Here is a 24160-nt window from a genome sequence, read left to right on the forward strand (position 1 = left end):
TATCTGCCGGCCCTGCGGGTCTCCGTGGGTGGGTGCCGTACTTCGGGTGACAGGGGGGCGGAGGGCGAAGTTTCGTCTTTCCGCCAACAGGCCCGGTGGTCGGCCGCGGCCGGTTGCTCCTTCTGTACAGACAGGCGCCAGCTACCGAAATGTCTGGGGTGGCTCCGGAACTGCTGTTACTGCGGTCACTCAGGCAGGGGGAAAGGCCCCGCCGGTCAAGAAGCCCAATGGAAAGCCCCCGATGGTCACTTAAAGCCGTAAGCAGGGTCCGTACCAGTCGCCGGCTTGAAGCCAAGTAACTGAAAGAAAAGAGAAAACTCAAATGCGGCTGGCTATGTGCAACCAGCAGAATGCACGACCCGGCTTTCAGCCGGTTGCAATACGCCTTGCCGCTGCGCTTCGCGGGGTGGGTTGTGTTGGCTCTGATCGACGGATCATCGGGTGAACTCGTCCGTTCAGCGCGCCGAGAGATTCGCGAGGAACTCGCCGAAGCCGCCGGAGGCCCGGTAATCGGCGCGCGCGCTGGTAGTGACGCAGGTCTGATGGGTCCAGACGATCCGCGCGCCGCTTCGCTCCAGGTCACGAACCAGGCAGACATCCTCGTTGCAGGGCAGGGGACGGAATCCCCCGGCCCGCTGATAAGCCCGGGCGCAGATCCCGAGGTTGGCTCCGTGGATGTGGCGATGGTCCTCGCGGCACTGGTAATGCTCTTCATGGCGAAGGCGCACCTGTTCGTCGTGGCCCGACCAATCCGATACCTGCACCGTGCCGCAGACGGCCTCGGCGCCGAAGGCCAGCTGGCGAACCAGCCAGTCATCGCTGACGCAGGTGTCGGCATCGGTGCAGGCGAGCCAGCGTGCTCCCTGGGCGAGCAGCCACGCGGCGCCGGCCCTGCGCGCATGACCGACATTGCGCTCGTGGACTTGCAGCACGGCGACGCCCAGCGAGGCGGCGACGGATTCGCTATCGTCGGAACAGGCGTCCAGCACCGCGAGGATGCACACCGGCTCGCCCTTCAGGCCGGGATGCAAGGCTGCCTGCTGCAGGGAGCGCAGGCAGGTTCCCAGCAGCGCGGCCTCGTTGTGCGCCGGTACGAGAATGCCAATCATCCGGGAGCCTCGTTGGCCCAGAGTTCCAGGCGGAAGTCGGCCTCCAGATGCTGCACACTGGGCGCAAACCCCATCGCCAGGGTGATCGCCTCATGGACCTCGTCGCCGATCAGCGTGCAGCCTTCGATCGGGTGCCGCCAGTGACAGGCCAGCAGTACGCCGCCCTCCGCCAGGCTCGCCGCCGCTTTCCGGCAAGTCCGCTGCCAGGCTTGCCCTCCCAGGTAGTAGCCCAGCTCACCCAGCACGATGAGTTCGAACCTCGCCTGCGGCCATTGCTCGGGCAGTGCCTGCCGCACCACGCGCACATTGCCTAGTCCAGCAAGGCGCTGGCGAGCCAGCGCGACAGCCTCCCCGCTGTAATCGGCGCACAGCAGATGGTCGACCCGCCGGGCCAGCTCGACACTGGTTTCGCCGTTGGCACAGGCCGGTTCGTAGCCGCTGCGAAATCGCATGCGGGGGAGACAGGCGAGCAGCAGGTCGCGCTTGCGCTTCTCGTACCAGGAGGTTCGGAATGACCAGGGGTCCGGGTCATCGCGGTACAGCCGGTCGAAATGCTCGGGCGGCAGGGCTCGTTTCTCGGCGTTCACAGGAAATACACCTCGAAGGGCTGCAGCAGGGTCTCCAGCAACCGGGCGCTGAGGATCGGCGTGCTGCCTTGCAGTTGGCTGGCGTGGGCTTCGAGAGCCTGGCGCTTGCGTCGCAGCGCTTCGTCGTCAAGGTCCAGGCGCCGTGCGCGGCTCCAGGGCAGGCGCGGGTCACCGGGAAAGGCCCAGTGCCACGCCCAGATCGGAGTCTCGAAATGCCGGGCGCCGCACTCTGCCGCCAATTGCGCACAGGCGAGCCCGACCTGTTCGTGATCGCAATGGCCGTCCTCTCGCCAGGTACTGACCAGTCGATCACCCGGGCGCAGCAGGGCGCGCAACGGGTCGCGAAGCGCTGCTGCGGTGACGCCGCCATCGGGCAATCGCAAGCGTCGCCACTGCCATTGGCCGAGATCGATGCCGAGGCGGGTGAGGGCGCTGCGGCTTTCGACGATTCGTGTCTGCCGCAGCGTGTCTGCTGTCCAGTGTGTGGAACCGGGATGGCTGGCTTCGCCATCCGTCACGGAAACCAGCAGGCCCGCGCAGTCCTGTGCCGCCAGGCTGGCAAGAAGCCCTCCGCAGCCCAGTACTTCATCGTCAGGATGCGGGGCGACGACGACCAATCGGCGCCCCGGCGGCACCAGTTCTTCGCGGCGGAGGCGCGGCAGTCGTTCGAGCTGGATGCATGAGCGCCACAGCGAAGGCGGTGTGCCCTGGGTTCCGGCTATGAGGTTCTGCGCCTGGCTCATAGTGCCCAGGACTCGATTTCGAGACGCTTCAGGTGCCTGCCCAGGTGGGCCAGGTCGCGCTCTCCGTGGCTCTGCCGGAGGAAGACCGGCAGGTCTGCGGCCAACCGAGCGAAGCGTCGGTCGCGGCAGAACGGCGTTGCCCCGAGTGCCCGGCCGACATGCCATTGCACGGCTTCGACAGCGCCTTCGACCTGGGCGCGAACCCGGCGGGCGGCCAGCTCCGAGGGGGCGGCGGGGTTCTCGTCGATCCAGCCGGCGCATTCGCGAAGTGCCCCGGCGGCCCCGGCCAGGGCTGCATCGACCGCTCCCAGGTGCGCCATGGCATGGGGATCCTCGCTACGGCCCTGGCGAAGATAATCCGCCAGGCGACCCGCGGCGCCATACCAGCAAGCGGCGATGCCTGCGCCGCCATGCCAGAAGCCTGGACGTTCCAGGTACTCCTGCGGGCCGCCGACGCAGCGGGCCAGCGCCTGGTCGAAGGTCACCGCCACACTGCCCGTGGCTGCCATTCCCACGGCGTTCCAACCGCTGCTTCCGACGCTTACGCCGGGCTGGGCGAGGGGGACGGCGACCAGCTGGGTACGCTGCTGCTCATCTTTCACCGTGACCAATGCGTGCTCCGCCACGGCTGCGCCGGAACACCAGGGTTTGCTCCCGCTGATGCGTACATGGCCCGCCTCGCGAGCCACCACCTCGACACAGGGAGTGGGCGGATCTGCCGCCCAGACGGCCCAGATTCCGCACTGGGGCTCGCCATCCAGCTCTGCCAGAATGGCCAGGGCGTCGGTGTGTCCCTCGTAGAGCTTGAGCAGGGATAGATCGCTGCCCGCCACAGCCGCCAGGGCTTGCCACCGCTCGAGGGTTGCGCCACTGGCGGGCAAGGGCAAACGATCAAGTCCGTCGTCGATCAACTGGCGCAGCGCGGCGCCGACAAAGGGCACCTGCTGAGAAGCATCCTGCGGCAGTTCGAAGTCGCGCAGCAGACGAGACAGGGCGTGCGAGCGGTCGTGTTTCATGGCATTCCCCCTTTCGGAGCCTCTATGCCATGCCGACCTCGCGTTGCGGTTTGCGGTTCAAACCGATTTGTCCTGTGCTTTGCGGCCAATTCGGCGGCGCGCGGCCGGTATAGCGATGGCTGCCAAAACGCGCCCAGCAATCCGTACCGCTCGGGTGTTTTGCACAGGCCGCAAGGGCGGATCGGGCGTTCTGCTGATTGCACCGTGCGATCAATTCCTGGCCCAGCCGCTCTATCGCGTCCTCCTACGCTCAGGGACGAACCGGGCGTGGAACTTGCTGAATCAGTCTGGCACTTCACCCGAAGCTGCCGGAACCGGGCCACCCCCGGTCCCGCGCTGGATGCGCACGGCCCAAATCGTTCCGTGCGCACCTGGAGCAGAGTCGACCGCCCCGGTGCGAAGCTGCTCCAGCCTTCCGTGGCCAATGGCCAGGAGCACTCCATGAACTACGAAGATCGCGATACCTATGGCATGTACAAGAATCGCCCCGTCGCCGTCGAGGCCGACTCCAGTCGTGGGCCGGGCCCGCGCCTGATGGGCGCCGACACCCTGATCGGCAACGATGTCTACAACACCCGCGACGAAGACCTGGGCGACATCAAGGAAATCATGCTGGATACGCAGAGTGGCCGTGTCGCCTATGCGGTGCTGTCCTACGGCGGGTTCCTCGGCATGGGCGAGAAACTCTTTGCGGTGCCCTGGAGCGCGCTGCGCCTGGACACCGTCAACAAGCGCTTCGTCCTGGACGTCGACAAGGAACGCCTGTCCAGTGCACCAGGGTTCGATAAACACGACTGGCCGGATATGCAGGACCCGACCTGGAGCCAGCAGATCCACGACTATTACGGCACCAAACCCACCGACGACCCGCGTTTCTGACGTTGGTCGCCTGGCCGATGCGCGGTGTTTCGCATCGGCCGGGAACAATGGCAACGCAGAGCTTCAATACCGATCGCTACACCACTGGCAGTGCGGGCTCAGAGCAGATTTCTGAACTCCCCAGGCTGCCACGTCTCTACCGGTCAGGCCCCACTTCAGCGGAGTGCATGCCATGATCGGACCAGGATCGCGCGGTGATTTGCCTGCCCACGCTCAGCCCCAGCGGGGCGCCCCCTCAGCGGCGGGTCAACGGAAAGCAATTCCCCCTTCGCACGACCCCACGCAACCAGCAGCAGGGAAGAAGGGCGGGGCGGGCTTTTCACGCTTTGCCCAAGCCCTTTCGCAATGGGCCGGCCGCCCACTGACCTTCGCCCTGGCCTGCGTGCTGCTGGTGGCCTGGGCACTCAGCGGGCCGTTCTTTCACTTCAACGATACGTGGCAGCTGGTCATCAATACCTCGACCACCATCATCACCTTCCTCATGGTCTTCCTTATCCAGAGCACCCAGAACCGAGACACCGACGCGCTGCACATCAAGATCGACGAGTTGCTGCGCACCACCCACCACGCTCACCGCGTGCTGATGGGGTTGGACGACTTAGGCAGCGAGGAATTGCAGAAGCTGCGCAAGACCTACGAGGAGATCGGTGAGGAGAATGTGCAGGACGGTTCGCCACAGAGGGTGGCCGAGCATGAGGAAGAGGATCAGCGTGGGCCGGCCACTCCTTGAAGCTGGTGAGTCGCCTTGTCGTCGTCATTTGCTTTGTGAGTCAATAGATGGCGGAGCGGCGCTTCGGCAGATCACCTCAAGTCTGCTCAGACCTGGGTCAACGCCATGAACCGTTGTGAAGACATGGCAGCCGATACCGTGGTCAGCCTAAGAGTGGGGTTGGCGTTCTGATTGAGCAGACAGAGAGAACGCCTGGAGTACTGCGGGTATCCACATATCTAATTTAACATAATATACATTATGCGAAGTTTCCTATGGCGCTACCGGGCTCGAGTGTCACGAATTTCAATCTGCAAAATCCCCCACCTGGACAGTTCTGCTGCCTTTCTTTCGATTCCGGATCAATCCATGTCGGTTCACGCCGATGCGACTCGATTCTCTTGTTCCTGCGCTTCGCGTGACACTGATGTCGATGCTCATGCTGCCTCTTGCCAAGCCGCATCTGATTTCAATGCACAGGTATCCGTTCAGGGTTTGCAAATCATTCGAGCAGACGCTCAGGCAGCGAAAAGCCTGATGCGAGTATTAAAGCCGCCTCATGATCATGCCGCACGAGTCAGGCGCCAACCATTCCACTGCAGCCGACTTCGTCTTGCCAGTCTTCAGTAACGCGTTACCGAATCTCCTTGCTCATTCTGGTAACGCGTTACTTGTCCTTTTGCAGAGCCTATCCAGCCAGCGCCGCCAAAACCCCGCGCAGCCTTTCCAGCGTCGCCGGCGTGCACGCCTGCATCGGCTCGCGTACCTCGTTGGCAATCAATCCTTGCAGTGCCAGCGCGCCCTTGACGGCTGACGGATTGGGCTCAGCGAAAGCGGCCTGCATCCAGGGCAGCAAGCGGTAGAAAATGGCTCGGGCAGCGATGACATTTCCTTCCTCCATCTGCCGGAACATCTGCATGTAGAGCTCGGCACCCACATGGGCCGACGCCGAGATCGCGCCGGCACCGCCCAGGCACAGGCTGGAGAATATCTGCAGGTCCTCGCCTGTGAGCACGTCGACGTGTCCGTCGGCGATCAGCGCCATGGTGGTTTCCGGGTCACCGCCGCAGTCCTTGATCGCGGCAATGTTGGGATGGCGGACGATGCGGCGCAGCGTTTCGCGCTCGATGCGCACACCGGTGCGGTACGGAATGTCGTAGAGCACAACGGGCACGCTGGCTGCGTCGGCGATGGTATGGAAGAAGGATTCCAGGCCGGCCTGCGACGGACGAATGTAGTACGGCGCCGGCACCAGTACAGCAGCCACCGGGCGGCGCTGGATGTCCTCCAGGCAGGCCAGGAGCTCAGGCTGATTGTTGCCTGCCAACCCCATGATCACCTGCCGCGACGGCACCCATTGCAGTACCGCATCGAGGATTTCCAGCTGCTCCGAGTGGCTCAAGGCGGCCGCCTCGCCGGTGGTGCCGCAGACGACGAAACCGCTGACGCCCTCCTCCAGCAGCTTCGCTACCAGACGCTGCAGGGCCGGAAAATCGACGGCGCCGCCACGAAAAGGCGTGGCCAGTGCCACCCAGATTCCACGAAAACTCGACATGCAAAAAACTCCTGTTGGCTGACCGTCGGGTCGCCGTCAGGGAGGGTGCGGAAATCAAGCGGGAGGGAGGTTCGACCTTGCGCCTTGTGTCCTGTCAGCCCATCTGACGGGACAGCGCCCCGGTCAAATGAGCGACTGTTTCTTCGATTTCTTCGCAACGACGACGCACGCGCCAGCCTGGGCAAGGAAGCCCGAAGCGGAAAGCGAATGATCGTGAGTGGGAAGCATGGAAATGCCGTTGCGCTAAATGTCTGGCAGATACTGCTGAAGGAGCGAGGGAGCTGTCAACTCCCCTGCCCCGTTTCCATCGCATCAATCCTTGCCGCAGCGACTCTCGTCGTGCTGCAGGCTGGCTTGGCTCACCTGGCTGCCTGGCGGCACGCTGCGAGTCAGCCAGACGTTGCCGCCGATGGTCGAGCCCTTGCCGATGGTGACGCGCCCCAGGATGGTGGCGCCGGCGTAGATGACCACTTCGTCTTCGACGATCGGGTGGCGTGGTTCGCCCTTGTGCAACTGGCCGCTTTCGTCAGCGGTGAAGCGCTTCGCACCCAGGGTTACCGCCTGGTAGATGCGCACCTGTTTGCCGATGATCGCGGTTTCTCCGATTACCACGCCGGTGCCATGGTCGATGAAGAAACTGCTGCCGATCTGCGCGCCGGGATGGATGTCGATGCCGGTGGCCGAGTGCGCCAGCTCCGAGATGATCCGGGCCAGCAATGGCAAGCCGGCGTTGTACAGGTGATGCGCAAGGCGGTGGTGGATAATCGCGACGACGCCCGGGTAGCACAGCAGAACCTCGTCGACGCTGCGCGCGGCAGGGTCGCCCTGATAGGCGGCGAGCACGTCGGCATCCAGCAATTTGCGCATTTCCGGGAGCGCACGGGCGAAGTCGCGTACCAGCAGCACGGCATGCTCGTCGATCCGACCATCTACTACGTCACCGCGCTGCCGCGCGCTGTAGCGCAGCTCCAGGCGGGCCTGCACCAACAGTGCATTGAGGGCCGCGTCCAACGTATGGCCGACAAAGAAATCTTCGCTTTCCTCGCGCAGGTCGTTCGGGCCGAGGCGCATGGGAAACAATGCGCTCGCCAGGCGTTCGACCACTTCCTCGATGGAGTGCCGCGAAGGCAGTTCACGACCGCCCTGTTCCGGATGTCGCCCAGTGCGGGATCGCCACTCGTTACGGGCTCCGCGCAGGTCCTCGACGATCTGCGCCAGTTGCCAGTTCACCGGGCCATTCTCGTTCAGTCGATTGGCGTCGTTCATCGCTTGCTGTGTTCCTTGGTATTCAGAGGCTTCGATCACGAATGCCTATCCTGATCGGTCGCGCCTCCGAGGACAAATCGCCGGAAGGCATAACCTAATGCCTTTTTCGCAGCACCAAGTGCTGGCACAGCAACAGTCGATCAACAGCACTGCTGCCGCAGCAACACCTACCCAGCGGCGAATCCCCCGGAATCCGCGGGCCGCAGCGCTGGCACAAGCCTTGCTGCCCCGCAGGACCGCAGCGCAGCCGCCCTCGTACCTTCCTGCCTGAATCGAGCGCACCAACCGTGCCGGCTGCCGGGTCGCATTCCAATGAAGACTTGCCACGCGTGCACCGACAGGGCGACGCCCTACTTCGATGATGGCAACGAGGACACCCCTATGAGTCTGGATATTTTCTGGTTCCTGCCGACTTCCGGCGACACCCGCTACCTGGGCCATTCCGGCAGCGGTCGCCCGGCGACCAACGAGTACATGCGGCAGATCGCGGTCGCCGCCGACCAACTCGGTTACGACGGCCTGTTGATTCCCACGGGCAGCAGTTGCCTGGACCCCTGGGTCACTGCGGCCAGCCTGGTGCCGGTCACGCAGCGGATCAAGCTGCTGGTGGCGCTGCGCACCTCGCTGGGCAACCCGACAGCCTCCGCGCGCCGGGCCGCCTCCCTGGACCAGGCCAGTGACGGTCGGCTGCTGCTCAACGTAGTCCCTGGCGGAGACAGCACTGAGTTGGAGGCGGATGGCGTTTTCCTCGGCCACGACGAACGCTACGCCGCCTCGGATGAATTCCTCGCCATCTGGCGTCGCCTGCTGTCGGGCGAGACGGTGGACTTCGAAGGCCGGCACCTGAAGGTAAAGGGTGCGCAGAACTTCTTCCCTCCCGTGCAGAAGCCCTACCCGCCCCTGTACTTCGGTGGCTCCTCCCCTGCCGCCCATGAACTGGCCGCCAGGCATGTGGATGCCTACCTGACCTGGGGCGAGCCACCCGCCGCCGTGGCCGAGAAGATTGCCGACGTGCGCGAACGGGCAGCACGCCTGGGGCGCACGGTGAGATTCGGCGTGCGCTTGCATGTGATCGTGCGGGAAACCAACGAGAAGGCCTGGGCCGCCGCCGACGAACTGATCAGCCACCTGGATGACGCCACCATCGCGGCCGCGCAGTCGAACTACGCGAAGATGGATTCGGTCGGCCAGCAGCGCATGGCCGCGCTGCATGGTGGCGACCGCAACAAGCTGGAGGTTGCGCCAAACCTCTGGGCCGGCGTCGGCCTGGTCCGTGGCGGTGCCGGCACCGCACTGGTAGGCGACCCGCAAACCGTCGCGGCACGCCTGCTGGAATATGCCGCGCTGGGAGTCGACAGCTTCGTGCTGTCGGGCTACCCGCACCTGGAGGAAGCCTACCGATTTGCCGAGCTGGTATTCCCGCTGCTGCCTGGCAAGGGGCGTGTCACGGTGGATGGCGTGCTCACTGGGGGCGCCTTCGACGTACGCGCCGGGCGCGAGGAGGCCAAGGACGCTGCCGCCTGATCGGTCAGCTCAAGTGTCGGTCCGATGACCAGTATTGCCCCTGAGCGATCAGGGGCTACTCTTGTCAGCCATTCCACAGATCGACCCTGCCAGGGAAGTCGCACGACCATGCAATGGCTGATCGAGTATCAACTCAACGGCAAGGACCGCCACCTGCTCATGCGCGCGCGGAGCATTCCCCATATCAAGGCGATCGCCTTCTCCATCTATGTTCGTGAATTCCCCGAGCAGCCCCGCCCGCTGCACTCCTCCGCCGAGGTCGAGTCCTGGCTGGGCGCCCGCGGCATTACCATCTGCGACGTCCGCCTGGTCTCGGCGCAGACCTGAGGCGGCGGCCTAGTCTCCCGCCCTGGCAACACGGTAGGTAACGTCCTGCACGTTGTGGGCCTCCACATTGCGGCGGATGGTGTGGTAGCGCTTCTGGTAGCCGCGCAGATCGTGGATCGGGATGTGCAGATGGCGCGCCACGTGGCTCCATGCCCGCGCTTCGCTCATGGATTCGTCCTCGGCTTCGAACTCGAATTCCCGCCCGTCTCGCACAAAGCAGACGTGATAACGCCTGGTCAGGGATTCGTCCTGCATGGTGCCTCCGGATTCTGGCTCTCTCCCAAGCACTGACCGGGCGATCGTGGCGGCGGTTCAAATCGATCGTTCGAGCTGGATCAGTCCATGACCACCCATGAAATGGTGCCTCCCTCGCCGGACGCATGGTGCAGCACGAGATCGATCCGGTGGGCGGCGTGAAGCAGGGTTTCCGCGTCGTGTTCCAGCAACTGCGCCGCGGCCATCAGCGCCGATGCCGTGTCGGCAGTGCCGGCCTTGAGCGCGGCCTCGCGCAGCACCTGGACAACGCAGGTCTCGTTGAAAGCCGAGGCCATTAGCACCTTCCGCAGTCGTTCCACGTCAGCCTCCCTTGGCCCTGTGCGCCTGTGAGGAATAGCTCCATTTGACCTAGTGCGTCGCCTCGGCCGACGATTGGCGCGGCTTGCGAGCTCGGCTATTATTGGTAACGCGTTACCATGAAAAGCGGATCAATACGGTAACGCGTTACCAACCCCCTGACGAGGCCCGCATGAAAGACGCCAAGGACAGAGCCACTCGCGACGCTTTCGAAGCCCCGAGCAAAGGCCGCCCCCGCAAGGAAGGCGCCATGACCAACGCCGAAAAGCAGGCCGCCTACCGCAAGCGCCGCGCGGAATCCGGCGGCGGCGCGGTCATGCTCAACAACGAAGAAATCTGGCTGATCTGCCACGCCCTCGATGGCAAGGTCTGGGAGGCGGACGCCGAGCAGCGGCAGAAGCTCATCGGCCGGCTTCGCAAACGCGTGGTGTGAGCGGTGTGCCAGCAGGCGAACTCCGCTCGGCCGTGCTCCCCCATATAACGAGCGGCCGCCCGATTCATGCCTGATCGTTCTTAAAATCAGTCGAACACCGCTGATCGATTTGTTTCGGATGAAGTGAATGCACCGCATTCGCCCATTCACTTCCCACGGAGTAGTTCCCCATGGCCGAACACAGAGGTGGTAAAGGCAACTTTGCGGAAGACCCCCAGCGGGCATCCGAGGCCGGCAGGAAAGGCGGCCAGCATAGCGGCGGCAATTTCAAGAATGACCCGGCGCGAGCATCCGAGGCGGGTCGCAAGGGAGGCCAGCGCAGCCGCGCTGATCACTGACCGGCAGAGGGTGGTCTCCGGCGCTCGCCGGCACGATGAATCCACCCTGCTCTCTTCAACGAAAACGGCGCCCAGGGACGGGCGCCGTTTTCGCTGGCCGCCATCGGTGCGGCGGAACCCCGGTCACTGAGTGCAGAGCACCTCGCTGACCTGGATATCGGAGCGCGAATCGCGCCCGATCGGCCCATGCAATGCGCGGACGAATTGTTGCGCCTGCTGGCGGCTCAGGCTCTCCTGCACCAGCACAGTGCTCATGGGTTGGCCGTTGCGGCGGTAGCGGATCAGGTACGCGTGCATGGCAATCTCTCCTCGGTTGGCTGGTGGCAGACGAAACTCGCAGGAGCAACTATAGGCACAGCTCCGGCAAAGAGCGGGATCGGTACCGTTTCGGCATGGACCTGATACTGGGAGTCGCAAGACCGGCAGTCGTTCAAGGTGTGTGGCAGACGCTCCCGATAGGGCCGTCCGTGCGCAATTCCTGAACCTTCGATGGGGCTGCCGCTCACAATTCACGGCAGCCCCATGCAGGCTCAGTCGGTACGAATCTGCCAGGCGCCATCGATTTCCGGCGGCTCGCAGTCGCAGCGAGGTCCGTCTGGCCTGGACCGGCAAACGCACCCGCAAATGGCGCCGGGCACGGGCCAGGCTGCTGTGATTCGCGAAAGGAGGTTCAGATGCCCTCAGTTCGATACACCAACCGTCGCCATGCCGGCGTGGCGCTGGCGATGGTCCTGCGCGACATGCCGCTGGAAAACCCGCTGATCCTCGCTCTGCCCCGCGGTGGCGTGCCCGTGGCCAAGGAGGTCGCCCGAGCGCTGGGCGCGCCGCTGGATGTACTGCTGGTGCGCAAGATCGGCGCACCCGGCAACGAGGAGTACGCCCTGGGCGCCATTGTCGACGGCCCCGAGCCAAACTGGGTGGTGGACGAACAGATGCTCGAGCAGCTTGATCCGCCGCCGGAATGGTTTGAACAGCAGGTGCTGGAGCAGATCCGCGAACTGGAGCGGCGCCGTTTGCTGTACCGCGGCGCGAAGGCGCCAGCGCAACTCGAGGATCGCGACCTGATCGTCGTCGATGACGGCCTGGCGACTGGCAGCAGTGTGCGCGCCGCGCTCAAGTGCCTGCGTGCGCAGCACCCGCACAAGGTAGTGCTCGCCGTTCCGGTGGGCCCGGCGGAAACCGTGCAGAAGCTGCGTGACGAGGTGGATACCCTGATCTGCCTGGACACGCCGTCACCGTTCCGCGCAGTGGGTGATCACTACCGGGACTTCCACCCGCTCAGTGACCAGGAAGTGATCGACCTGTTGGCCAAGTAGGCGCGCTTGAGCTTTTCGCAGGAGCGAGTCTGCTCGCGAACCGCTCGACTACGGAGCCGCCGGGATACTCGTTCACGAGCCGGCTCGCTCCTGCAGTGGATGGACGGCTGCGGGGCTCAGGCGCTTTCGCGCTCCAGCACCCGGCAGCCGAGCAGGTTCAGACGTTCCACCTCGCCATCCAGTGGCACCACACCGATGGACTGCAGCACGCGCAGCGCTGCGACCTCGCCGATCTCGCGGGCTGGCGGCTTGATGGTGGACAGGTTGGGCAGCAGCATCGGCGCGAAGGGATAGTCACCGAACCCCAGCACCGCGCACTCATCAGGAATCTTCAGCCCTGCGCGCTGCCCCGCGAGCAGGCCACCGGCAGCGAGGTTGTCGTTGGCGAAGACGATCGCCTCGGGACGTTGCGACCCTCGTGCCATCAAAGCTTCCATGGCCTGCCGCCCAGCCTCGAAAGGCGCGCTCTCGGTGGGTACGAACATCCAGGGCTCGCCACCCAGTTCGCGCAAGGTATCGGCATAGCCGTCGCGGCGGTCCAGGGCGCTGAAGTCTCCCGGCGCGCTGTTCTGCACGAAGGCGATTCGCCGGTAGCCCTTGCCGTGCAGGTAGTTCAAGGCATCCACGCCGACCTGGTAATGGGAAAAACCGACCTGGATCGGCGCGCGCCCAGGCTGGTAATCCCACACCTCCACCACTGGCATGTCCTCCGCTGCAATGAGCTTTTCGGTGGCCGGCGTATGGAAATGGCTGGTCAGCACCAGCGCCGCCGGGTTCCAGCCGAGAAAGGCGCGTACGGCGTTTTCCTCCCTGTCTTCGGAGAAGTAGCTGGACGCCAGCAGCAGTTGGTAACCGTGCGCGGCCAGGGTGTCGCTGAAGGCCTGGATGGTGTCGGCGAAGATCGGCCCGGAAATGTTCGGCACCACCATCCCCACTACCCTGCCCCGCGCCGAGGCCAGCCCGCCGGCAACCTGGTTGGGCACGTAACCCAGCTCCTCCACTGCCGCGGCGATGCGCTCGTGCAGGTCATCCGACAGCTGCGCCGGCTGGTTGAAGTAGCGCGACACGCTGATGGCGGAAACCCTCGCCAGCTCCGCCACGGCGGTGAGCGTCACGCGCCCTGCCCCACGGCGTTTGCGCGGTATCTGGTTGGCCAATTCGGCGCTCCTGTTTCTTTAAGTCAGGAATATAAACGTAATTTTTAATTATTTGACGATCTATCTAGTGATTCAGGATACTCGCCAATGTTAGCGCTAACAACACAAACTGTCCGCAACGATTCCAGCCACTCGCACGAGCGAGCGCTCGTGACAGTCCCGTAGAGAAAAGCGCCCCGAAATGAGAAACGAGGGCGGACCAGGGCACGAAGGAGTGGCTATGCAATCGCAACAATGGGGGACGCTCGGCCGTCCGCAATTCACCGGCCGACGCAGCGCGCTGGCCCTGGGCATCGCCAGTGTGATCGGCGCGCTGGCCTGCAGCGTGCAGGCAGCCGAAACCACGGGCAGCGACACCCAGTCCGCCGACTCGGCGCCGACGCTCAAGGCAGTGACCGTCACCGCGACCCGTCGCGAAGAGTCGCTGCAGAAGGTCCCCGTCGCGGTCTCGGTGATCGACGGCGAACAGCTGGAGCGCGACAACCGCAACAACGTGTCGAGCATCGTCCAACAGGTGCCGACCCTGAATTTCCGCACCGGCGCCTCGAACAAGGACACCTCGCTGTTCGTGCGTGGCGTGGGCACCATTTCCACCTCCCCCGGCGTCGAGCCGAGCGTGTCGACGGTGATCGACGGCGTAGTGCTCGGCCGGCCCGGCCAGGCGACCCTGGACCTGCTTGACGTCGAGCGCATCGAAGTGCTGCGCGGCCCACAGGGCACGCTGTTCGGCAAGAACGCCTCGGCCGGCGTGCTCAACGTGGTGACCCGCGAAGTGCCGGACGAAACCACCGGCTACATCGACTATTCGCACTTCGGTGGCGGCAACGAGAATCGCACCCGCTTCGGCATCGGCGGCACGTTGATCCCCGGCAAGCTCAAGGCCAGCGTCACCACCCTGGTGGGCAGCTACGACGGCAACGTCGACAACGTCTACAACGGTCACGAAGTGAACGGCTACAACCGCGCCGGCGCCCGCACCAGGTTCGAACTTACGCCGAACGACGACCTCAAGGTAACGCTGATCGCCGACTACATGAAGGCCAGCGACGATGGCCCCAGCGGAGTGATCACCAGCACCACCAGCCCGGCGTTCGCCAACGCCCTGCGACCGGTGACACCGGACAGCGACAACCGCAAGATCAACAGCGATTACCGCACCCACGTCGACGACACCAATCAGGGCTTGTCCGCGCAGCTGGACTGGAACCTGGGCGACTACACCCTGACCTCCATCAGCGCCTGGCGCGGTTGGGACAACACCCAGTGGCAGGATGGCGATCGCCTTTCCCACATCACCGCGACCATCCCCAGCTCCCACGACAAGGGTGAGCTGAACTACGACCAGTACTCCCAGGAACTGCGCCTGGCCTCGCCCAAGGGCGAATTCCTCGAGTACGTCGGCGGCCTCTACTACATGCATGCCGTGGACGATGAAACCTACCGCCGCGTGGTGACCTCCACGAGCGCGCAGAACACCGGCGTGGCCGACTATGGCACGCGCAGCGACACCTACGCGGTGTTTGGCGAAAGCACGCTGAACTTTACCGACGATTTCCGTGGCATCGCTGGCCTGCGCTACACCCACGACGACCTGGAATACGATCATCGCCGGCGCTCCACCTCGGCCACGGCGGTGACCGGTATCCAGCCGTCCACCTCCAGCTCCGGTTCAACCGACGAAGACGGCTGGTCCGGCCGCCTGGGCCTGCAGTACGACCTCAGCGAGCAGCTCACCAGCTACGTGACCTACTCGCGAGGCTACAAGGGCCCGGCCTACAACGTGTTCTTCAACATGCAGCCGCGCGATACCGACGCGCTCAAGCCGGAGACTTCCAACTCCTGGGAAGCCGGCCTGAAGGCCACCGCGCTGGACAACCGCCTGACCGCCAACGTGGCGGTGTTCCACACCGTCTACGACAACTACCAGGCGAACTTCTACGACACCGTCGCCGGCCAGGTGGTGACCCGCCTGATCAACGCCGGCAAGGTCAAGACCGAAGGCGCCGAGCTGGACTTCAGCTACCAGGCCACCCGCCAGTTGAAACTCTCCGGCGCCCTCGCCTACACCAAGGCCCGTGTCGACAGCTTCGCCTGCCCGCCGGGTGCGGCGTCCAGCTGCAATGTCGACGGCAAGCCGCTGCCCTTCACCCCGGACTGGAAGAGCTACGTGCGCGCCGACTACAGCATCCCGCTGGACAACGGCCTGGATCTGGAGTTGGGCACCGACTACAGCTGGCAGGACAAGGTGCAGTACGACCTCAGCCAGAACCCCGACACCATCCAGGGCGCCTACGGCCTGTGGAACGCCAGCATTGCCCTGGCCGACTACAACGACGGCTGGCGCGTCGCCCTGCTGGGCAAGAACCTCACCGACAAATCCTACTCGCCGTTGCTGGCAACGGGCGGCAGCTACATCTACCGCATGGTGCCGCGCGACGACGGGCGCTACTTCGGTGTGGAACTGCGCAAGGACTTTTAAGCACAAGGCGCCGGCTTGCCCCGGCGCCTTCGACAAGAACCCCACGCCGCCTTGCGTCCACCCCGACGGACACACAGGAATACCGACATGACACGAACCCTTTCCCTTGGCGCCTTCCTCATGGCCACCGGTCACCACGTCTCGGCGTGGCGCCACCCGGACGTGCCGGCCAACGGCGGCCTCGACTTTCCACTTTACAAACGCCTGGCGCAGGTGGCCGAAGCGGCGAAGTTCGACGCCGTCTTCGTGGCCGACAGCGTCGCCGCACCCACGGCGCAGATTGCCAGCCGGATGGCCCGCTCCGACCACTTCGAGCCGCTGACCCTGCTCTCGGCGCTGGCGGCGGTGACCGAGCGCATTGGCGTGATCGGCACCGTCACCACCAGCTACAACGAGCCCTACCACGTGGCGCGCAAGTTCGCTTCCCTCGACCATATTTCCGGCGGCCGCGCCGGCTGGAACCTGGTGACCTCCGACGCGGCCGCCGAGGCGCTGAACTTCAACCGCCAGAAACACTTCGGCCACGCCGAGCGCTATGCCCGCGCGCGGGAATTCCATGACGTGGTGACGGGACTGTGGGACAGCTGGGAAGACGACGCCTTCACCCGCGACAAGGCCAGCGGGCAGTACTACGACCCGGCCAAGCTGCACGTGCTGAACCACGAAGGCGAACACTTCCGCGTGCAAGGCCCGCTGAACGTCGCGCGCTCGCCCCAGGGCCGCCCGGTGATCGTCCAGGCCGGCAGTTCCGAGACCGGCCGAGAGCTGGCCGCGCAGACCGCCGAAGTGGTGTTCACCGCGCAGACCTCGCTCGCCGCCGCCCGCGACTTCTACTGCGACCTGAAGGGCCGCCTGGGCAAGTTCGGCCGTACGCCGGATGAGCTGAAGATCATGCCGGGCGTGTTCGTGGTAGTCGGCCAGAGCCAGAGCGAAGCGCAGGAGAAGTTCGAGGAATTCCAGGAGCTGGTGGAGCCTCATGTCGGCGTCGCACTGCTCTCGCGCATGCTCGGCAACTTCGATCTCTCTGCTTACCCGCTGGACGGCCCGTTGCCCGAGCTGCCGCTGACCGACAGCGGCCAGCGTAGCCGCCAGCTGCTGCTCACCGAACTGGCCGGGCGCGAGAACCTGAGCCTCGCCCAGCTCGGCCGGCGTATCGCTGGCGGACGGGGGCATTACAGCCTGATCGGCACGCCGGCGCAGATCGCCGATGAGCTGCAGGCCTGGTTCGAAGGCGGCGCCGCCGATGGATTCAACGTGCTGGTGCCACACCTGCCCGGCGGGCTGGAAGACGTGGCCCATCACGTCGTGCCTGAGCTACAGCGGCGCGGGCTGTTCCGTCGCGACTACAGCGGCAGCACCCTGCGCGATCACCTCGGGCTCAAGCGCCCGGCCAATCGCTACACGATCTGACGATTCACGGGCCGCCCCACGGCGGCTCGTTTCCACGGAGCTTCCATGACCTATATCGCCCACCCCGACCGCTACCAGCGCGTCCCCTACCGCCGCGTCGGCCGCAGCGGCCTGGTGCTGCCCGCCCTCTCCCTTGGTCTGTGGCACAACTTCGGCGACAGCATGCCGCTGGACCGCCAGCGCGCCCTGCTGCGCACCGCCTTCGACCTGGGCATCAACCACTTCGACCTGGCCAACAACTACGGCCCGCCCTACGGCAGCGCCGAGATCAACTTCGGTCGTCTGCTGCGCGAGGACTTCGCCGCCTACCGCGATGAGCTGATCATCTCCACCAAGGCCGGCTGGGACATGTGGCCCGGCCCCTACGGCCAGGGCGGCAGCTCGCGCAAGTACCTGCTGTCCAGCCTGGACCAAAGCCTGCAACGCCTGGGCGTGGACTACGTGGACATCTTCTATTCCCACCGCTTCGACCCGGACACGCCATTGGAGGAAACCGCCGGCGCACTGGCCAGCGCCGTGCAGCAGGGCAAGGCGCTGTACGTCGGTATTTCGTCCTATTCCGCGGGCAAGACCTCCGAACTGGCCGCGCTACTGAAGGAATGGAAGGTGCCGCTGCTCATCCACCAGCCGGCCTACAACCTGTTCAACCGCTGGGTGGAGAAGGACCTGCTGGCCACCACCGACGAACTGGGCGCCGGCGTCATCGCCTTCACCCCGCTGGCCCAGGGACTGCTGACCGAGCGCTACCTGAATGGCGTGCCGGCCGATGCGCGGGTCAATCAACCGGGCGGCGCGTCGCTGCGGCCGGAGCATCTGTCCGAGGACAACCTGCGCCGCGCCCGCGCGCTGAATGAAATCGCCCAGCGCCGCGGGCAGAGCCTGGCGCAACTGGCACTGGCCTGGGTACTGCGTGATGCCCGCGTGACCTCCGCGCTGATCGGCGCGAGCCGCCCCGAACAGATCGTCGAGAACGTCGCCGCCCTGGACAATCTCGCCTTCAGCGCTGAAGAACTGGCGGAGATCGATCACTACGCAGTGGAAGGCGGGATCAACCTCTGGGAAAAGCCTTCCCACGACTGGAAGGAATGAGCCTGTGAAGCGGCTTCATCGACTGCTCGCCGGGCTGCTGCTTGTGGCCGGCACCGCCCAGGCGCAGGACCCGGCGCAACTGCGCATCGGCTACCAGAAAGCCTCGGTCAGCCTGGTGCTGGCCAAGGAGCATGGCCTGCTGGAACAGCGTTTCCCGCAGACGCAGATCCAGTGGATCGAATTCCCCGCCGGCCCGCAGATGCTCGAGGCGCTCAACGTCGGCAGCCTGGACCTGGGCTCCAGCGGCGACATCCCGCCGATCTTCGCCCAGGCGGCCGGCGCCGACCTGCTCTACGTCGGCGTCGAACCGCCCAAGCCGCAGGCGGAAACCGTCGTGGTACCCAAGGACAGCCCGATCCACAGCGTGGCCGAGCTCAAGGGCAAGCGCGTGGCCTTCCAGAAAGGCTCCAGCTCGCACAACCTGCTGCTGCGCCTGTTGCAGCAGGCCGGCCTGACCCTGAGAGATATCCAGCCGCTGTATCTCACACCGGCCGACGCCCGCGCCGCCTTCGAGAGCGGCAAAGTTGATGCGTGGGCGATCTGGGACCCGTGGTACTCGGCGCTGCTGCTGGGCGGCAACGCGCGGCTCCTGGCGGATGGTTCCGAGGTGGGATTGAGCGGGCCGTTCTACCTGTCCAGCCGTGAGTACGCTGGAGCGAATCCCGAGTTCATCCGCCAGGTAATGGACAGCCTCAACCAGGCCGAAGCCCTGACCCGTAGCGACGAAACCGGCAGCGTAGCGATCATGGCGCGCGTCACCGGCCTCTCTCCGGACGTGATCGCGGAAACCTTCAAGCATCGCCCGCCCTCGCCTATCCGTCCGCTGGAGGATGCAGACATTGCCGCACAGCAACGCACCGCCGACCTGTTCCTCGCCGAGAGCATCCTGCCGCGCACCGTCGACGTTAGTGCCGCACGCTGGAAGCCCTGACAGCTTCCGCCCTTTGTAGGAGCGAGCTTGCTCGCGAACGAAGTTCCCGGCGACTCGGGCGCTTGGCCGTTCGCGAGCAAGCTCGCTCCTACAGGTGCAATTCCGCTCCTACGCACATGCGAGATTCATGTAAATGGTTATCTAACCCGTTACTTTATATTTCTTCCAGTTATTAGATAGACGAATTCATTCCTTCTCCGCCACCCCGCCGCACTGCCACACTCGGCTTCGCCGGCGGGCGACCCCCGCCGCTCTACAGCGGGCTTCTCCCACCCTCGAGCGCCCGCTCTCGATCACCCCGGGACCCCGTCAAACGAGCGTGGCCCGACAAGGAGCTGGATGTTCATGAAGAAACTCACTGCCGTTACCGCCCTCGCCCTGGCCGTCCTCTCGGGGCTGGCTCACGCCGACCGCCTGGAAGACATCAAGAAGGCCGGAGTGCTGCGCGTAGCCGCCTTCGACAGCAACCCGCCGTTCGGCTTCGTCGACGCCAGAAGCAAGCAGATCGAAGGCCTCGACGTGGATTACGCCAAGGCACTGGCCGACAAGCTCGGCGTCAAGCTGCAGGTACTGCCGACCAACCCCGCCAACCGTATTCCGCTGCTGACCGCGAACAAGGTCGACCTGGTGCTGGCCAACTTCACCATCACCCCCGAGCGCGCCGAGCAGGTGGATTTCAGCATCCCCTATTTCTCCTCAGGGCAGCAGTTCATCGTGCGCAAGGGCAGCCTGAAATCGCCGGAAGACCTGAACAAATGGCGCGTCGGCGTCGACAAGGGCACAGTGAACGAAGGCGTTCTGCGGGAGAAATTCCCCGGCGCCAAGGTCATCGCCTACGACGACACACCGTTCGCCTTCACCGCCCTGCGCAACGGCCAGGTCCAGGCCATCACCCAGGACGGCCCCAAGCTGATCGGCCTGCTGGCCAACGTGCCGGACAAGGACAAGTACGAAGTCCCGCCCTTCACCATCTCCAATGACCTGATTGGTGTGGGCATCCCCAAGGGAGAGAAAACCCTGACCGAGTTCGTCAACCAGAGCCTCACCGAACTGGAGGCTGATGGTAAAGCCCAGACCATCTACGACACCTGGTTCGGCCCGACCACCAAGACGCCCCTGGCGCGCCTTTACAAGATCGGCGACAAGAGCTGATCCGCGCCGACCTTCCGCACCACCCCACGCCCCGGCTCGCCGGGGCGTGTCCGTTTCTTCCACTGATGGATTCGTGACATGTTCGGCGAACTGCTCGCCCCGACCTACCTGCGCTGGTTGCTCGACGGCTTTCTGCTCACCCTTGCTATCTCCCTGTTCTGCTGCGTACTTGCCACCCTGCTCGGCGCGCCGCTGGCCATTGCCCGGCAGGCGAAATCGCGCTGGCTGTCGTGGCCGGCGCGGGCTTATCTCGCGCTGTTGCGCAACACGCCGCTGCTGGTGCAGCTGTTCTTTTGGTATTTCGGCGTGCCCGCCCTGCTCCCGGAGGAGCTGGTGTTCTGGCTCAACTCACCCCACGAGCTGGGCTGGCTCGCATGGCCGTCGTTCGAGTTTCTCGCCGCCGCGTGGGGGCTGACGCTCTACACCACGGCGTTCATTGCCGAGGAGTTCCGCGCCGGTATTGCCTCGGTCAGTGCACAACAGCGTGAAGCCGGCATGGCGCTGGGCCTTCGCCCGATACAGGTTTGGCGCTGGGTGATCCTGCCGCAGGCGCTGCGCACTGCACTGCCCCCGCTGATGGGCCAGTACATGAACGCCCTGAAAAACTCCTCGCTGGCCATGGCCATCGGCCTGGCGGAGCTGTCCTACGCCTCGCGACAGGTGGAGACGCAGACCTTCAAGACCTTCCAGGCGTTCGGCATCGCCACCCTGCTGTACATCGGCGCCATCGCGCTGATCGAGGCGCTGGGCCAGGCGATCCAGCAGACCCGCCGCTATCGCCAGGGGGCCTGACATGGATTTCTCGGTGATCTCGGACAACCTGTCCTATTTCCTCATCGGCGCCTACCCGGACGGCCCGCTCGGCGGCGCGGCACTCACGGTGATCCTTGCCCTGGCCTCCGGCCTTGCCTCAGCGGTGATCGGCCTGGCACTGGGCATCGCGTTGTCGGTACTGAGTGGCAAACCGCGCCTGCTGCTGGTGGCGTTCCTCGGTTTCTTCCGCGCCATCCCGGTGCTGATGCTGATCTTCTGGGTCTACTTCCTGCTGCCCATCGTTCTGCACATCGACGTGCCTGCACTGGGCACGGTGGTCTGCGCCCTGTCGCTGATCGGCGGGGCCTATCTGGCGCACTCGGTGCACGCGGGTATCGAAAGCCTGCCCAAGGGCCAGTGGGACGCCGCCCGCGCGCTGGGCCTGCGCCCATGGCAGGTGCTCACCCTGGTGATCCTGCCGCAGGCGCTGCCGATCATGCTGCCGTCCTTTCTCAACCAATGGGTCTCGCTGATCAAGGACACTTCGCTGGCCTATGTGATCGGCGTGGGCGAGCTGTCCTTCGTCGCCACCCAGGTGAGCAACCGGGTGATGGTGCATCCCACGGAAGTGTTCCTTTTTGTCGCCCTGCTCTACTTCCTGCTGTGCTCGGCGCTGGACCTGACGGCGGCGTTGGTGGCGAGGCTGCGGCCGGCTTATCGCAAGCCCGTGTGAGCCTCAGTACTCATCGTGCCGGCGCCACCACATGCCCTGTTCGTTGCGCCCCCGTGGCGCGCGGTCGAGCCACTGGAACAGGCCCCAGAGGGCATCCAGGCCGCGGGCGTAGGTGGAGTAGCAGTGATAGATGTGGTCGCCTTCGCGAACGAAGCTGCTCATGCCGGGCAGATCAAGGGTAAAAGTCGCCACATCGGTGCCGCAGCAGGCGGCGGTTTCCACGACGGGTGCCGGTGCCGGCCCCTTGGCCGGGCCTTCGCGGCGGAAGTTGTAGTCGACTTCCCCGCCGCGCTGCTGTGCTTCGGTGAAGGATACGTTGAAGTCGTAGTTGAAGCCGCTGCCGTGGGATGACGCCCAGGGGAAGCTCCAGCCCATGCGTCGCCGATACCCCAGCAGCCTTTCCAGCGGTGCGCGGGACACCGCCACCAGGCTGACGTCGTGGTTCGCCAGGTGGCTGGCGTAGCCGTCGAAACCGTCGGCGATGTTCGAGCAGGACGGGCAGCCGGCTCGGTAGTCCGGACCGAACATGAAATGGTAGACCAGCAACTGCGAGCGGCCGGCAAACAGCTCCTGAAGGCTTGCAGGGCCCTGTTCGGTGTCGAAGCGGTAGTCCTTGTCGATCAGCACCCAGGGCAGCGCCTGGCGCTTGCGGGCCAGCTCGTCGCTGCGCCGGGTCAGCGCCTTTTCCTCGGCCAGCAGCTCCAGGCGTGCGGCCAGCCATTCTTCGCGGGTGCCGATGGAATGGGCAGTCATGGCAGTTCTCCTCCGCCAGCGGCGGTTCGGTGGGCATGGCTTAGACTAGGCAGCGGGCCGACGTCGACGGGAGTGACAAAGGTGGCGGGATTTACATGGATTCGCTGATCACCGCGGCTGCCCGCGCTTTGGCAGCGGGCGATCCGCTGGGCGCGTTGAACCGCGTGGCACTGCGCGAAGACCCGCCGGCTCTCGCCCTGCGCGGCATTGCCATGGCGCAACTGAACGACTATCCCCGCGCCCGAGCCCTGCTCCGCCGTGCCGGCCGCGCGTTTGGCGCCCATGAGCCGATGGAGCGAGCGCGCTGCCGGGTTGCCGAGGCGGAAGTGGCGCTGGCCAGCCGCGAACTGAATTGGCCGGCCGAGCCGATGGAAAACGCCGCGAAGACTCTGGAGGCTCACGGCGACGAGGGAAACGCGGCCCAGGCGCGTTATGTGCTGATTCGCCGAGCGCTGCTGGTCGGCCATCTTGACGAGGCAGAAAGCCGGCTGGCGGCGCTTGATCCAAGCGCCATCCCGGCACCATTGCGTGCTGTGCACTGGCTCATCGTCTCGGGCCTTGCCGTGCGCCGGGTGCGTGCCGGCGAAGCGCGCGCGGCGCTGCGGGCTGCGGCCCTGGCGGCCAGGGAAGCCGGAATACCGGCGCTGTGCGCCGAGGTCGAACAGGCCGGGCGACTGCTCGATGCACCGGCCGCACGACTGATCTCGCCGCAAGCGGATCGCCTGTTGTCGCTGGAGGAAGTGGAAAGTCTGCTGGGCTCGGACGCTTTGGTGGTGGATGCCTGCCGCAGCCGCTTCGGCCCTGTGGCGCTGGCCAGCCGGCCGGTGCTCTTTGCCCTGGCCCGCGCGCTGGCCGAAGCCTGGCCTGGCGATGTATCACGCGCAGACCTGATCGCCCGGGTGTTCCGCACCCGCCACCCGGACGAAACCCACCGGGCGCGCCTGCGGGTGGAGATGGGCCGCTTGCGCCGCCTGCTGCAGCCACTGGCGCGGCAGCCTCTGGCACGGATAGCGGCGACGCCGCGCGGGTTCGCGCTGTATCCCGAAAAGACCACCCGCCTGATTGTCCTCGCGCCGCCGCTGGAGGACTCCCACGCCGACGTACTGGCGTTGCTGAGCGATGGCGAGGCCTGGTCCAGTTCGGCCCTGGCCATGGCGCTCGGCAGCAGCCAGCGCAGCGTTCAGCGCACGCTCGAAACACTGGCCAGAACCGGGCGGGTACAGGCGTTGGGCCAGGGCCGGGCGCGGCGCTGGACGCTGCCGCCAGCGCCCGGATTCGCGACGACCTTGTTACTCCCCGCGCCCTTCGGCGCCTGAATAGGCTCAAGC

Annotated in this window: 26 protein-coding genes; 15 read left to right on the forward strand and 11 right to left on the reverse strand. The window is 65.3% G+C overall.

Translation table 11 applies throughout. From position 1 onward, the window contains the following. Positions 1-455: 455 nt before the first annotated feature. The 4 genes from LDJ84_RS15655 to LDJ84_RS15670 are packed head-to-tail and all read right to left on the reverse strand — an operon-like array spanning position 456 to position 3455. Entirely contained in the window at positions 456-1109 is a 654-nt protein-coding gene (locus LDJ84_RS15655; protein WP_037009847.1) for a glycosyltransferase, read from the reverse strand. Continuing rightward, positions 1106-1696: a class I SAM-dependent methyltransferase gene (locus LDJ84_RS15660; protein WP_226044963.1), complete on the reverse strand. Its 591-nt coding sequence runs from the start codon at positions 1694-1696 to the stop codon at positions 1106-1108. Before LDJ84_RS15660 ends, LDJ84_RS15655 begins: the two co-directional genes overlap by 4 nt. Next, positions 1693-2439, reverse strand: coding sequence for a PIG-L deacetylase family protein (locus LDJ84_RS15665; protein WP_226044964.1), 747 nt, complete (start codon positions 2437-2439; stop codon positions 1693-1695). Before LDJ84_RS15665 ends, LDJ84_RS15660 begins: the two co-directional genes overlap by 4 nt. After that, positions 2436-3455: an acyl-CoA dehydrogenase family protein gene (locus LDJ84_RS15670; RefSeq protein ID WP_226044965.1), complete on the reverse strand. Its 1020-nt coding sequence runs from the start codon at positions 3453-3455 to the stop codon at positions 2436-2438. Before LDJ84_RS15670 ends, LDJ84_RS15665 begins: the two co-directional genes overlap by 4 nt. Before the next feature lie 441 nt (positions 3456-3896). On the opposite strand from LDJ84_RS15670, the gene LDJ84_RS15675 reads away from it, so the two are divergent. After that, a complete protein-coding gene (locus LDJ84_RS15675) occupies positions 3897-4334 on the forward strand; it encodes a PRC-barrel domain-containing protein (RefSeq protein WP_024762568.1) in 438 nt (145 codons plus the stop codon). 259 nt (positions 4335-4593) lie between these two features. Then, positions 4594-5064 (forward strand): low affinity iron permease family protein, encoded by a 471-nt coding sequence (locus LDJ84_RS15680; protein WP_226046592.1) that lies wholly within the window; start codon positions 4594-4596, stop codon positions 5062-5064. A 667-nt stretch (positions 5065-5731) separates the two neighbouring features. Here the strand turns inward: LDJ84_RS15680 and dapA are convergent. Next, a complete protein-coding gene (gene dapA / locus LDJ84_RS15685) occupies positions 5732-6598 on the reverse strand; it encodes a 4-hydroxy-tetrahydrodipicolinate synthase (RefSeq protein ID WP_226044966.1) in 867 nt (288 codons plus the stop codon). Positions 6599-6910: 312 nt separating this feature from the next. Then, the gene (gene epsC, locus LDJ84_RS15690; protein WP_089285771.1) at positions 6911-7864 is read right to left on the reverse strand and encodes a serine O-acetyltransferase EpsC; all 954 of its coding nucleotides are present in this window, start codon (positions 7862-7864) and stop codon (positions 6911-6913) included. A 381-nt stretch (positions 7865-8245) separates the two neighbouring features. On the opposite strand from epsC, the gene ssuD reads away from it, so the two are divergent. Continuing rightward, positions 8246-9388, forward strand: coding sequence for an FMNH2-dependent alkanesulfonate monooxygenase (gene ssuD / locus LDJ84_RS15695; RefSeq protein WP_226044967.1), 1143 nt, complete (start codon positions 8246-8248; stop codon positions 9386-9388). Positions 9389-9496: 108 nt separating this feature from the next. After that, on the forward strand, positions 9497-9715 hold the full coding sequence (locus LDJ84_RS15700; protein WP_024767194.1) for a hypothetical protein: 219 nt from the start codon (positions 9497-9499) through the stop codon (positions 9713-9715). Positions 9716-9724: 9 nt separating this feature from the next. Here LDJ84_RS15700 and LDJ84_RS15705 read toward each other — a convergent pair whose 3' ends face one another. Then, positions 9725-9970: a hypothetical protein gene (locus LDJ84_RS15705; RefSeq protein ID WP_024767195.1), complete on the reverse strand. Its 246-nt coding sequence runs from the start codon at positions 9968-9970 to the stop codon at positions 9725-9727. An 80-nt stretch (positions 9971-10050) separates the two neighbouring features. Beyond that, positions 10051-10290 (reverse strand): hypothetical protein, encoded by a 240-nt coding sequence (locus tag LDJ84_RS15710; RefSeq protein ID WP_141678459.1) that lies wholly within the window; start codon positions 10288-10290, stop codon positions 10051-10053. Between the two features lie 170 nt (positions 10291-10460). Here LDJ84_RS15710 and LDJ84_RS15715 point away from each other — a divergent pair, with 170 nt between their 5' ends. Both LDJ84_RS15715 and LDJ84_RS15720 read left to right on the forward strand, forming a co-directional pair. Beyond that, positions 10461-10721 (forward strand): hypothetical protein, encoded by a 261-nt coding sequence (locus LDJ84_RS15715; RefSeq protein WP_084357885.1) that lies wholly within the window; start codon positions 10461-10463, stop codon positions 10719-10721. 170 nt (positions 10722-10891) lie between these two features. Beyond that, positions 10892-11059, forward strand: a complete 168-nt coding sequence (locus LDJ84_RS15720) for a general stress protein (protein WP_081754103.1) — start codon at positions 10892-10894, stop codon at positions 11057-11059. A 123-nt stretch (positions 11060-11182) separates the two neighbouring features. Here the strand turns inward: LDJ84_RS15720 and LDJ84_RS15725 are convergent, their stop codons facing one another. After that, the gene (locus tag LDJ84_RS15725; RefSeq protein WP_099051252.1) at positions 11183-11356 is read right to left on the reverse strand and encodes a hypothetical protein; all 174 of its coding nucleotides are present in this window, start codon (positions 11354-11356) and stop codon (positions 11183-11185) included. 377 nt (positions 11357-11733) lie between these two features. On the opposite strand from LDJ84_RS15725, the gene LDJ84_RS15730 reads away from it, so the two are divergent. After that, a complete protein-coding gene (locus LDJ84_RS15730; protein WP_037010488.1) occupies positions 11734-12375 on the forward strand; it encodes a phosphoribosyltransferase in 642 nt (213 codons plus the stop codon). 116 nt (positions 12376-12491) lie between these two features. Here the strand turns inward: LDJ84_RS15730 and LDJ84_RS15735 are convergent, their stop codons facing one another. Further along, the gene (locus LDJ84_RS15735) at positions 12492-13532 is read right to left on the reverse strand and encodes a LacI family DNA-binding transcriptional regulator (protein ID WP_226044968.1); all 1041 of its coding nucleotides are present in this window, start codon (positions 13530-13532) and stop codon (positions 12492-12494) included. Positions 13533-13752: 220 nt separating this feature from the next. Between LDJ84_RS15735 and LDJ84_RS15740 the strand changes: the two genes are divergently transcribed. The 7 genes from LDJ84_RS15740 to LDJ84_RS15770 all read left to right on the forward strand — a co-directional run bounded on the left by LDJ84_RS15740 (position 13753) and on the right by LDJ84_RS15770 (position 22079). Then, positions 13753-16011 carry a TonB-dependent receptor gene (locus tag LDJ84_RS15740; RefSeq protein WP_226044969.1) on the forward strand — a complete coding sequence of 753 codons (2259 nt, stop codon included), beginning with the start codon at positions 13753-13755 and terminating at the stop codon, positions 16009-16011. 87 nt (positions 16012-16098) lie between these two features. Continuing rightward, positions 16099-17421: an LLM class flavin-dependent oxidoreductase gene (locus LDJ84_RS15745; RefSeq protein WP_226044970.1), complete on the forward strand. Its 1323-nt coding sequence runs from the start codon at positions 16099-16101 to the stop codon at positions 17419-17421. 45 nt (positions 17422-17466) lie between these two features. Beyond that, positions 17467-18510 (forward strand): L-glyceraldehyde 3-phosphate reductase, encoded by a 1044-nt coding sequence (gene mgrA, locus LDJ84_RS15750; protein WP_170858737.1) that lies wholly within the window; start codon positions 17467-17469, stop codon positions 18508-18510. Between the two features lie 4 nt (positions 18511-18514). Then, on the forward strand, positions 18515-19441 hold the full coding sequence (locus LDJ84_RS15755; protein ID WP_226044971.1) for an aliphatic sulfonate ABC transporter substrate-binding protein: 927 nt from the start codon (positions 18515-18517) through the stop codon (positions 19439-19441). A 345-nt stretch (positions 19442-19786) separates the two neighbouring features. Continuing rightward, on the forward strand, positions 19787-20593 hold the full coding sequence (locus tag LDJ84_RS15760; protein ID WP_024767201.1) for an ABC transporter substrate-binding protein: 807 nt from the start codon (positions 19787-19789) through the stop codon (positions 20591-20593). Between the two features lie 78 nt (positions 20594-20671). Then, positions 20672-21385, forward strand: a complete 714-nt coding sequence (locus LDJ84_RS15765; RefSeq protein ID WP_024767202.1) for an amino acid ABC transporter permease — start codon at positions 20672-20674, stop codon at positions 21383-21385. A 1-nt stretch (position 21386) separates the two neighbouring features. Beyond that, on the forward strand, positions 21387-22079 hold the full coding sequence (locus tag LDJ84_RS15770) for an amino acid ABC transporter permease (protein ID WP_038803658.1): 693 nt from the start codon (positions 21387-21389) through the stop codon (positions 22077-22079). A 3-nt stretch (positions 22080-22082) separates the two neighbouring features. Here LDJ84_RS15770 and LDJ84_RS15775 read toward each other — a convergent pair whose 3' ends face one another. Continuing rightward, entirely contained in the window at positions 22083-22832 is a 750-nt protein-coding gene (locus LDJ84_RS15775) for a DUF899 domain-containing protein (RefSeq protein WP_024767203.1), read from the reverse strand. Positions 22833-22927: 95 nt separating this feature from the next. Between LDJ84_RS15775 and LDJ84_RS15780 the strand changes: the two genes are divergently transcribed. Continuing rightward, complete coding sequence (locus LDJ84_RS15780) at positions 22928-24148, forward strand: helix-turn-helix domain-containing protein (RefSeq protein ID WP_084357894.1); 1221 nt, start codon at positions 22928-22930, stop codon at positions 24146-24148. The last annotated feature ends 12 nt before the right edge of the window (positions 24149-24160 follow it).

The sequence above is a fragment of the Pseudomonas sp. HS-18 genome, from assembly GCF_020401845.1.
In the GTDB taxonomy this organism is placed as follows: Bacteria; Pseudomonadota; Gammaproteobacteria; order Pseudomonadales; family Pseudomonadaceae; genus Pseudomonas; species Pseudomonas nitroreducens.

Excerpts from the sequence above, each read along its gene's own strand:
- LDJ84_RS15670 (WP_226044965.1), bottom strand. The coding sequence starts at position 3,455 with ATGAAACACGACCGCTCGCACGCCCTGTCTCGTCTGCTGCGCGACTTC.
- LDJ84_RS15730 (WP_037010488.1), top strand. The coding sequence starts at position 11,734 with ATGCCCTCAGTTCGATACACCAACCGTCGCCATGCCGGCGTGGCGCTG.
- LDJ84_RS15675 (WP_024762568.1), top strand. The coding sequence starts at position 3,897 with ATGAACTACGAAGATCGCGATACCTATGGCATGTACAAGAATCGCCCC.
- LDJ84_RS15775 (WP_024767203.1), bottom strand. The coding sequence starts at position 22,832 with ATGACTGCCCATTCCATCGGCACCCGCGAAGAATGGCTGGCCGCACGC.
- LDJ84_RS15720 (WP_081754103.1), top strand. The coding sequence starts at position 10,892 with ATGGCCGAACACAGAGGTGGTAAAGGCAACTTTGCGGAAGACCCCCAG.
- epsC (WP_089285771.1), bottom strand. The coding sequence starts at position 7,864 with ATGAACGACGCCAATCGACTGAACGAGAATGGCCCGGTGAACTGGCAA.
- LDJ84_RS15665 (WP_226044964.1), bottom strand. The coding sequence starts at position 2,439 with ATGAGCCAGGCGCAGAACCTCATAGCCGGAACCCAGGGCACACCGCCT.
- ssuD (WP_226044967.1), top strand. The coding sequence starts at position 8,246 with ATGAGTCTGGATATTTTCTGGTTCCTGCCGACTTCCGGCGACACCCGC.
- LDJ84_RS15770 (WP_038803658.1), top strand. The coding sequence starts at position 21,387 with ATGGATTTCTCGGTGATCTCGGACAACCTGTCCTATTTCCTCATCGGC.
- mgrA (WP_170858737.1), top strand. The coding sequence starts at position 17,467 with ATGACCTATATCGCCCACCCCGACCGCTACCAGCGCGTCCCCTACCGC.
- LDJ84_RS15780 (WP_084357894.1), top strand. The coding sequence starts at position 22,928 with ATGGATTCGCTGATCACCGCGGCTGCCCGCGCTTTGGCAGCGGGCGAT.
- LDJ84_RS15765 (WP_024767202.1), top strand. The coding sequence starts at position 20,672 with ATGTTCGGCGAACTGCTCGCCCCGACCTACCTGCGCTGGTTGCTCGAC.
- LDJ84_RS15740 (WP_226044969.1), top strand. The coding sequence starts at position 13,753 with ATGCAATCGCAACAATGGGGGACGCTCGGCCGTCCGCAATTCACCGGC.
- LDJ84_RS15700 (WP_024767194.1), top strand. The coding sequence starts at position 9,497 with ATGCAATGGCTGATCGAGTATCAACTCAACGGCAAGGACCGCCACCTG.
- LDJ84_RS15760 (WP_024767201.1), top strand. The coding sequence starts at position 19,787 with ATGAAGAAACTCACTGCCGTTACCGCCCTCGCCCTGGCCGTCCTCTCG.
- dapA (WP_226044966.1), bottom strand. The coding sequence starts at position 6,598 with ATGTCGAGTTTTCGTGGAATCTGGGTGGCACTGGCCACGCCTTTTCGT.
- LDJ84_RS15745 (WP_226044970.1), top strand. The coding sequence starts at position 16,099 with ATGACACGAACCCTTTCCCTTGGCGCCTTCCTCATGGCCACCGGTCAC.
- LDJ84_RS15725 (WP_099051252.1), bottom strand. The coding sequence starts at position 11,356 with ATGCACGCGTACCTGATCCGCTACCGCCGCAACGGCCAACCCATGAGC.
- LDJ84_RS15705 (WP_024767195.1), bottom strand. The coding sequence starts at position 9,970 with ATGCAGGACGAATCCCTGACCAGGCGTTATCACGTCTGCTTTGTGCGA.
- LDJ84_RS15655 (WP_037009847.1), bottom strand. The coding sequence starts at position 1,109 with ATGATTGGCATTCTCGTACCGGCGCACAACGAGGCCGCGCTGCTGGGA.
- LDJ84_RS15715 (WP_084357885.1), top strand. The coding sequence starts at position 10,461 with ATGAAAGACGCCAAGGACAGAGCCACTCGCGACGCTTTCGAAGCCCCG.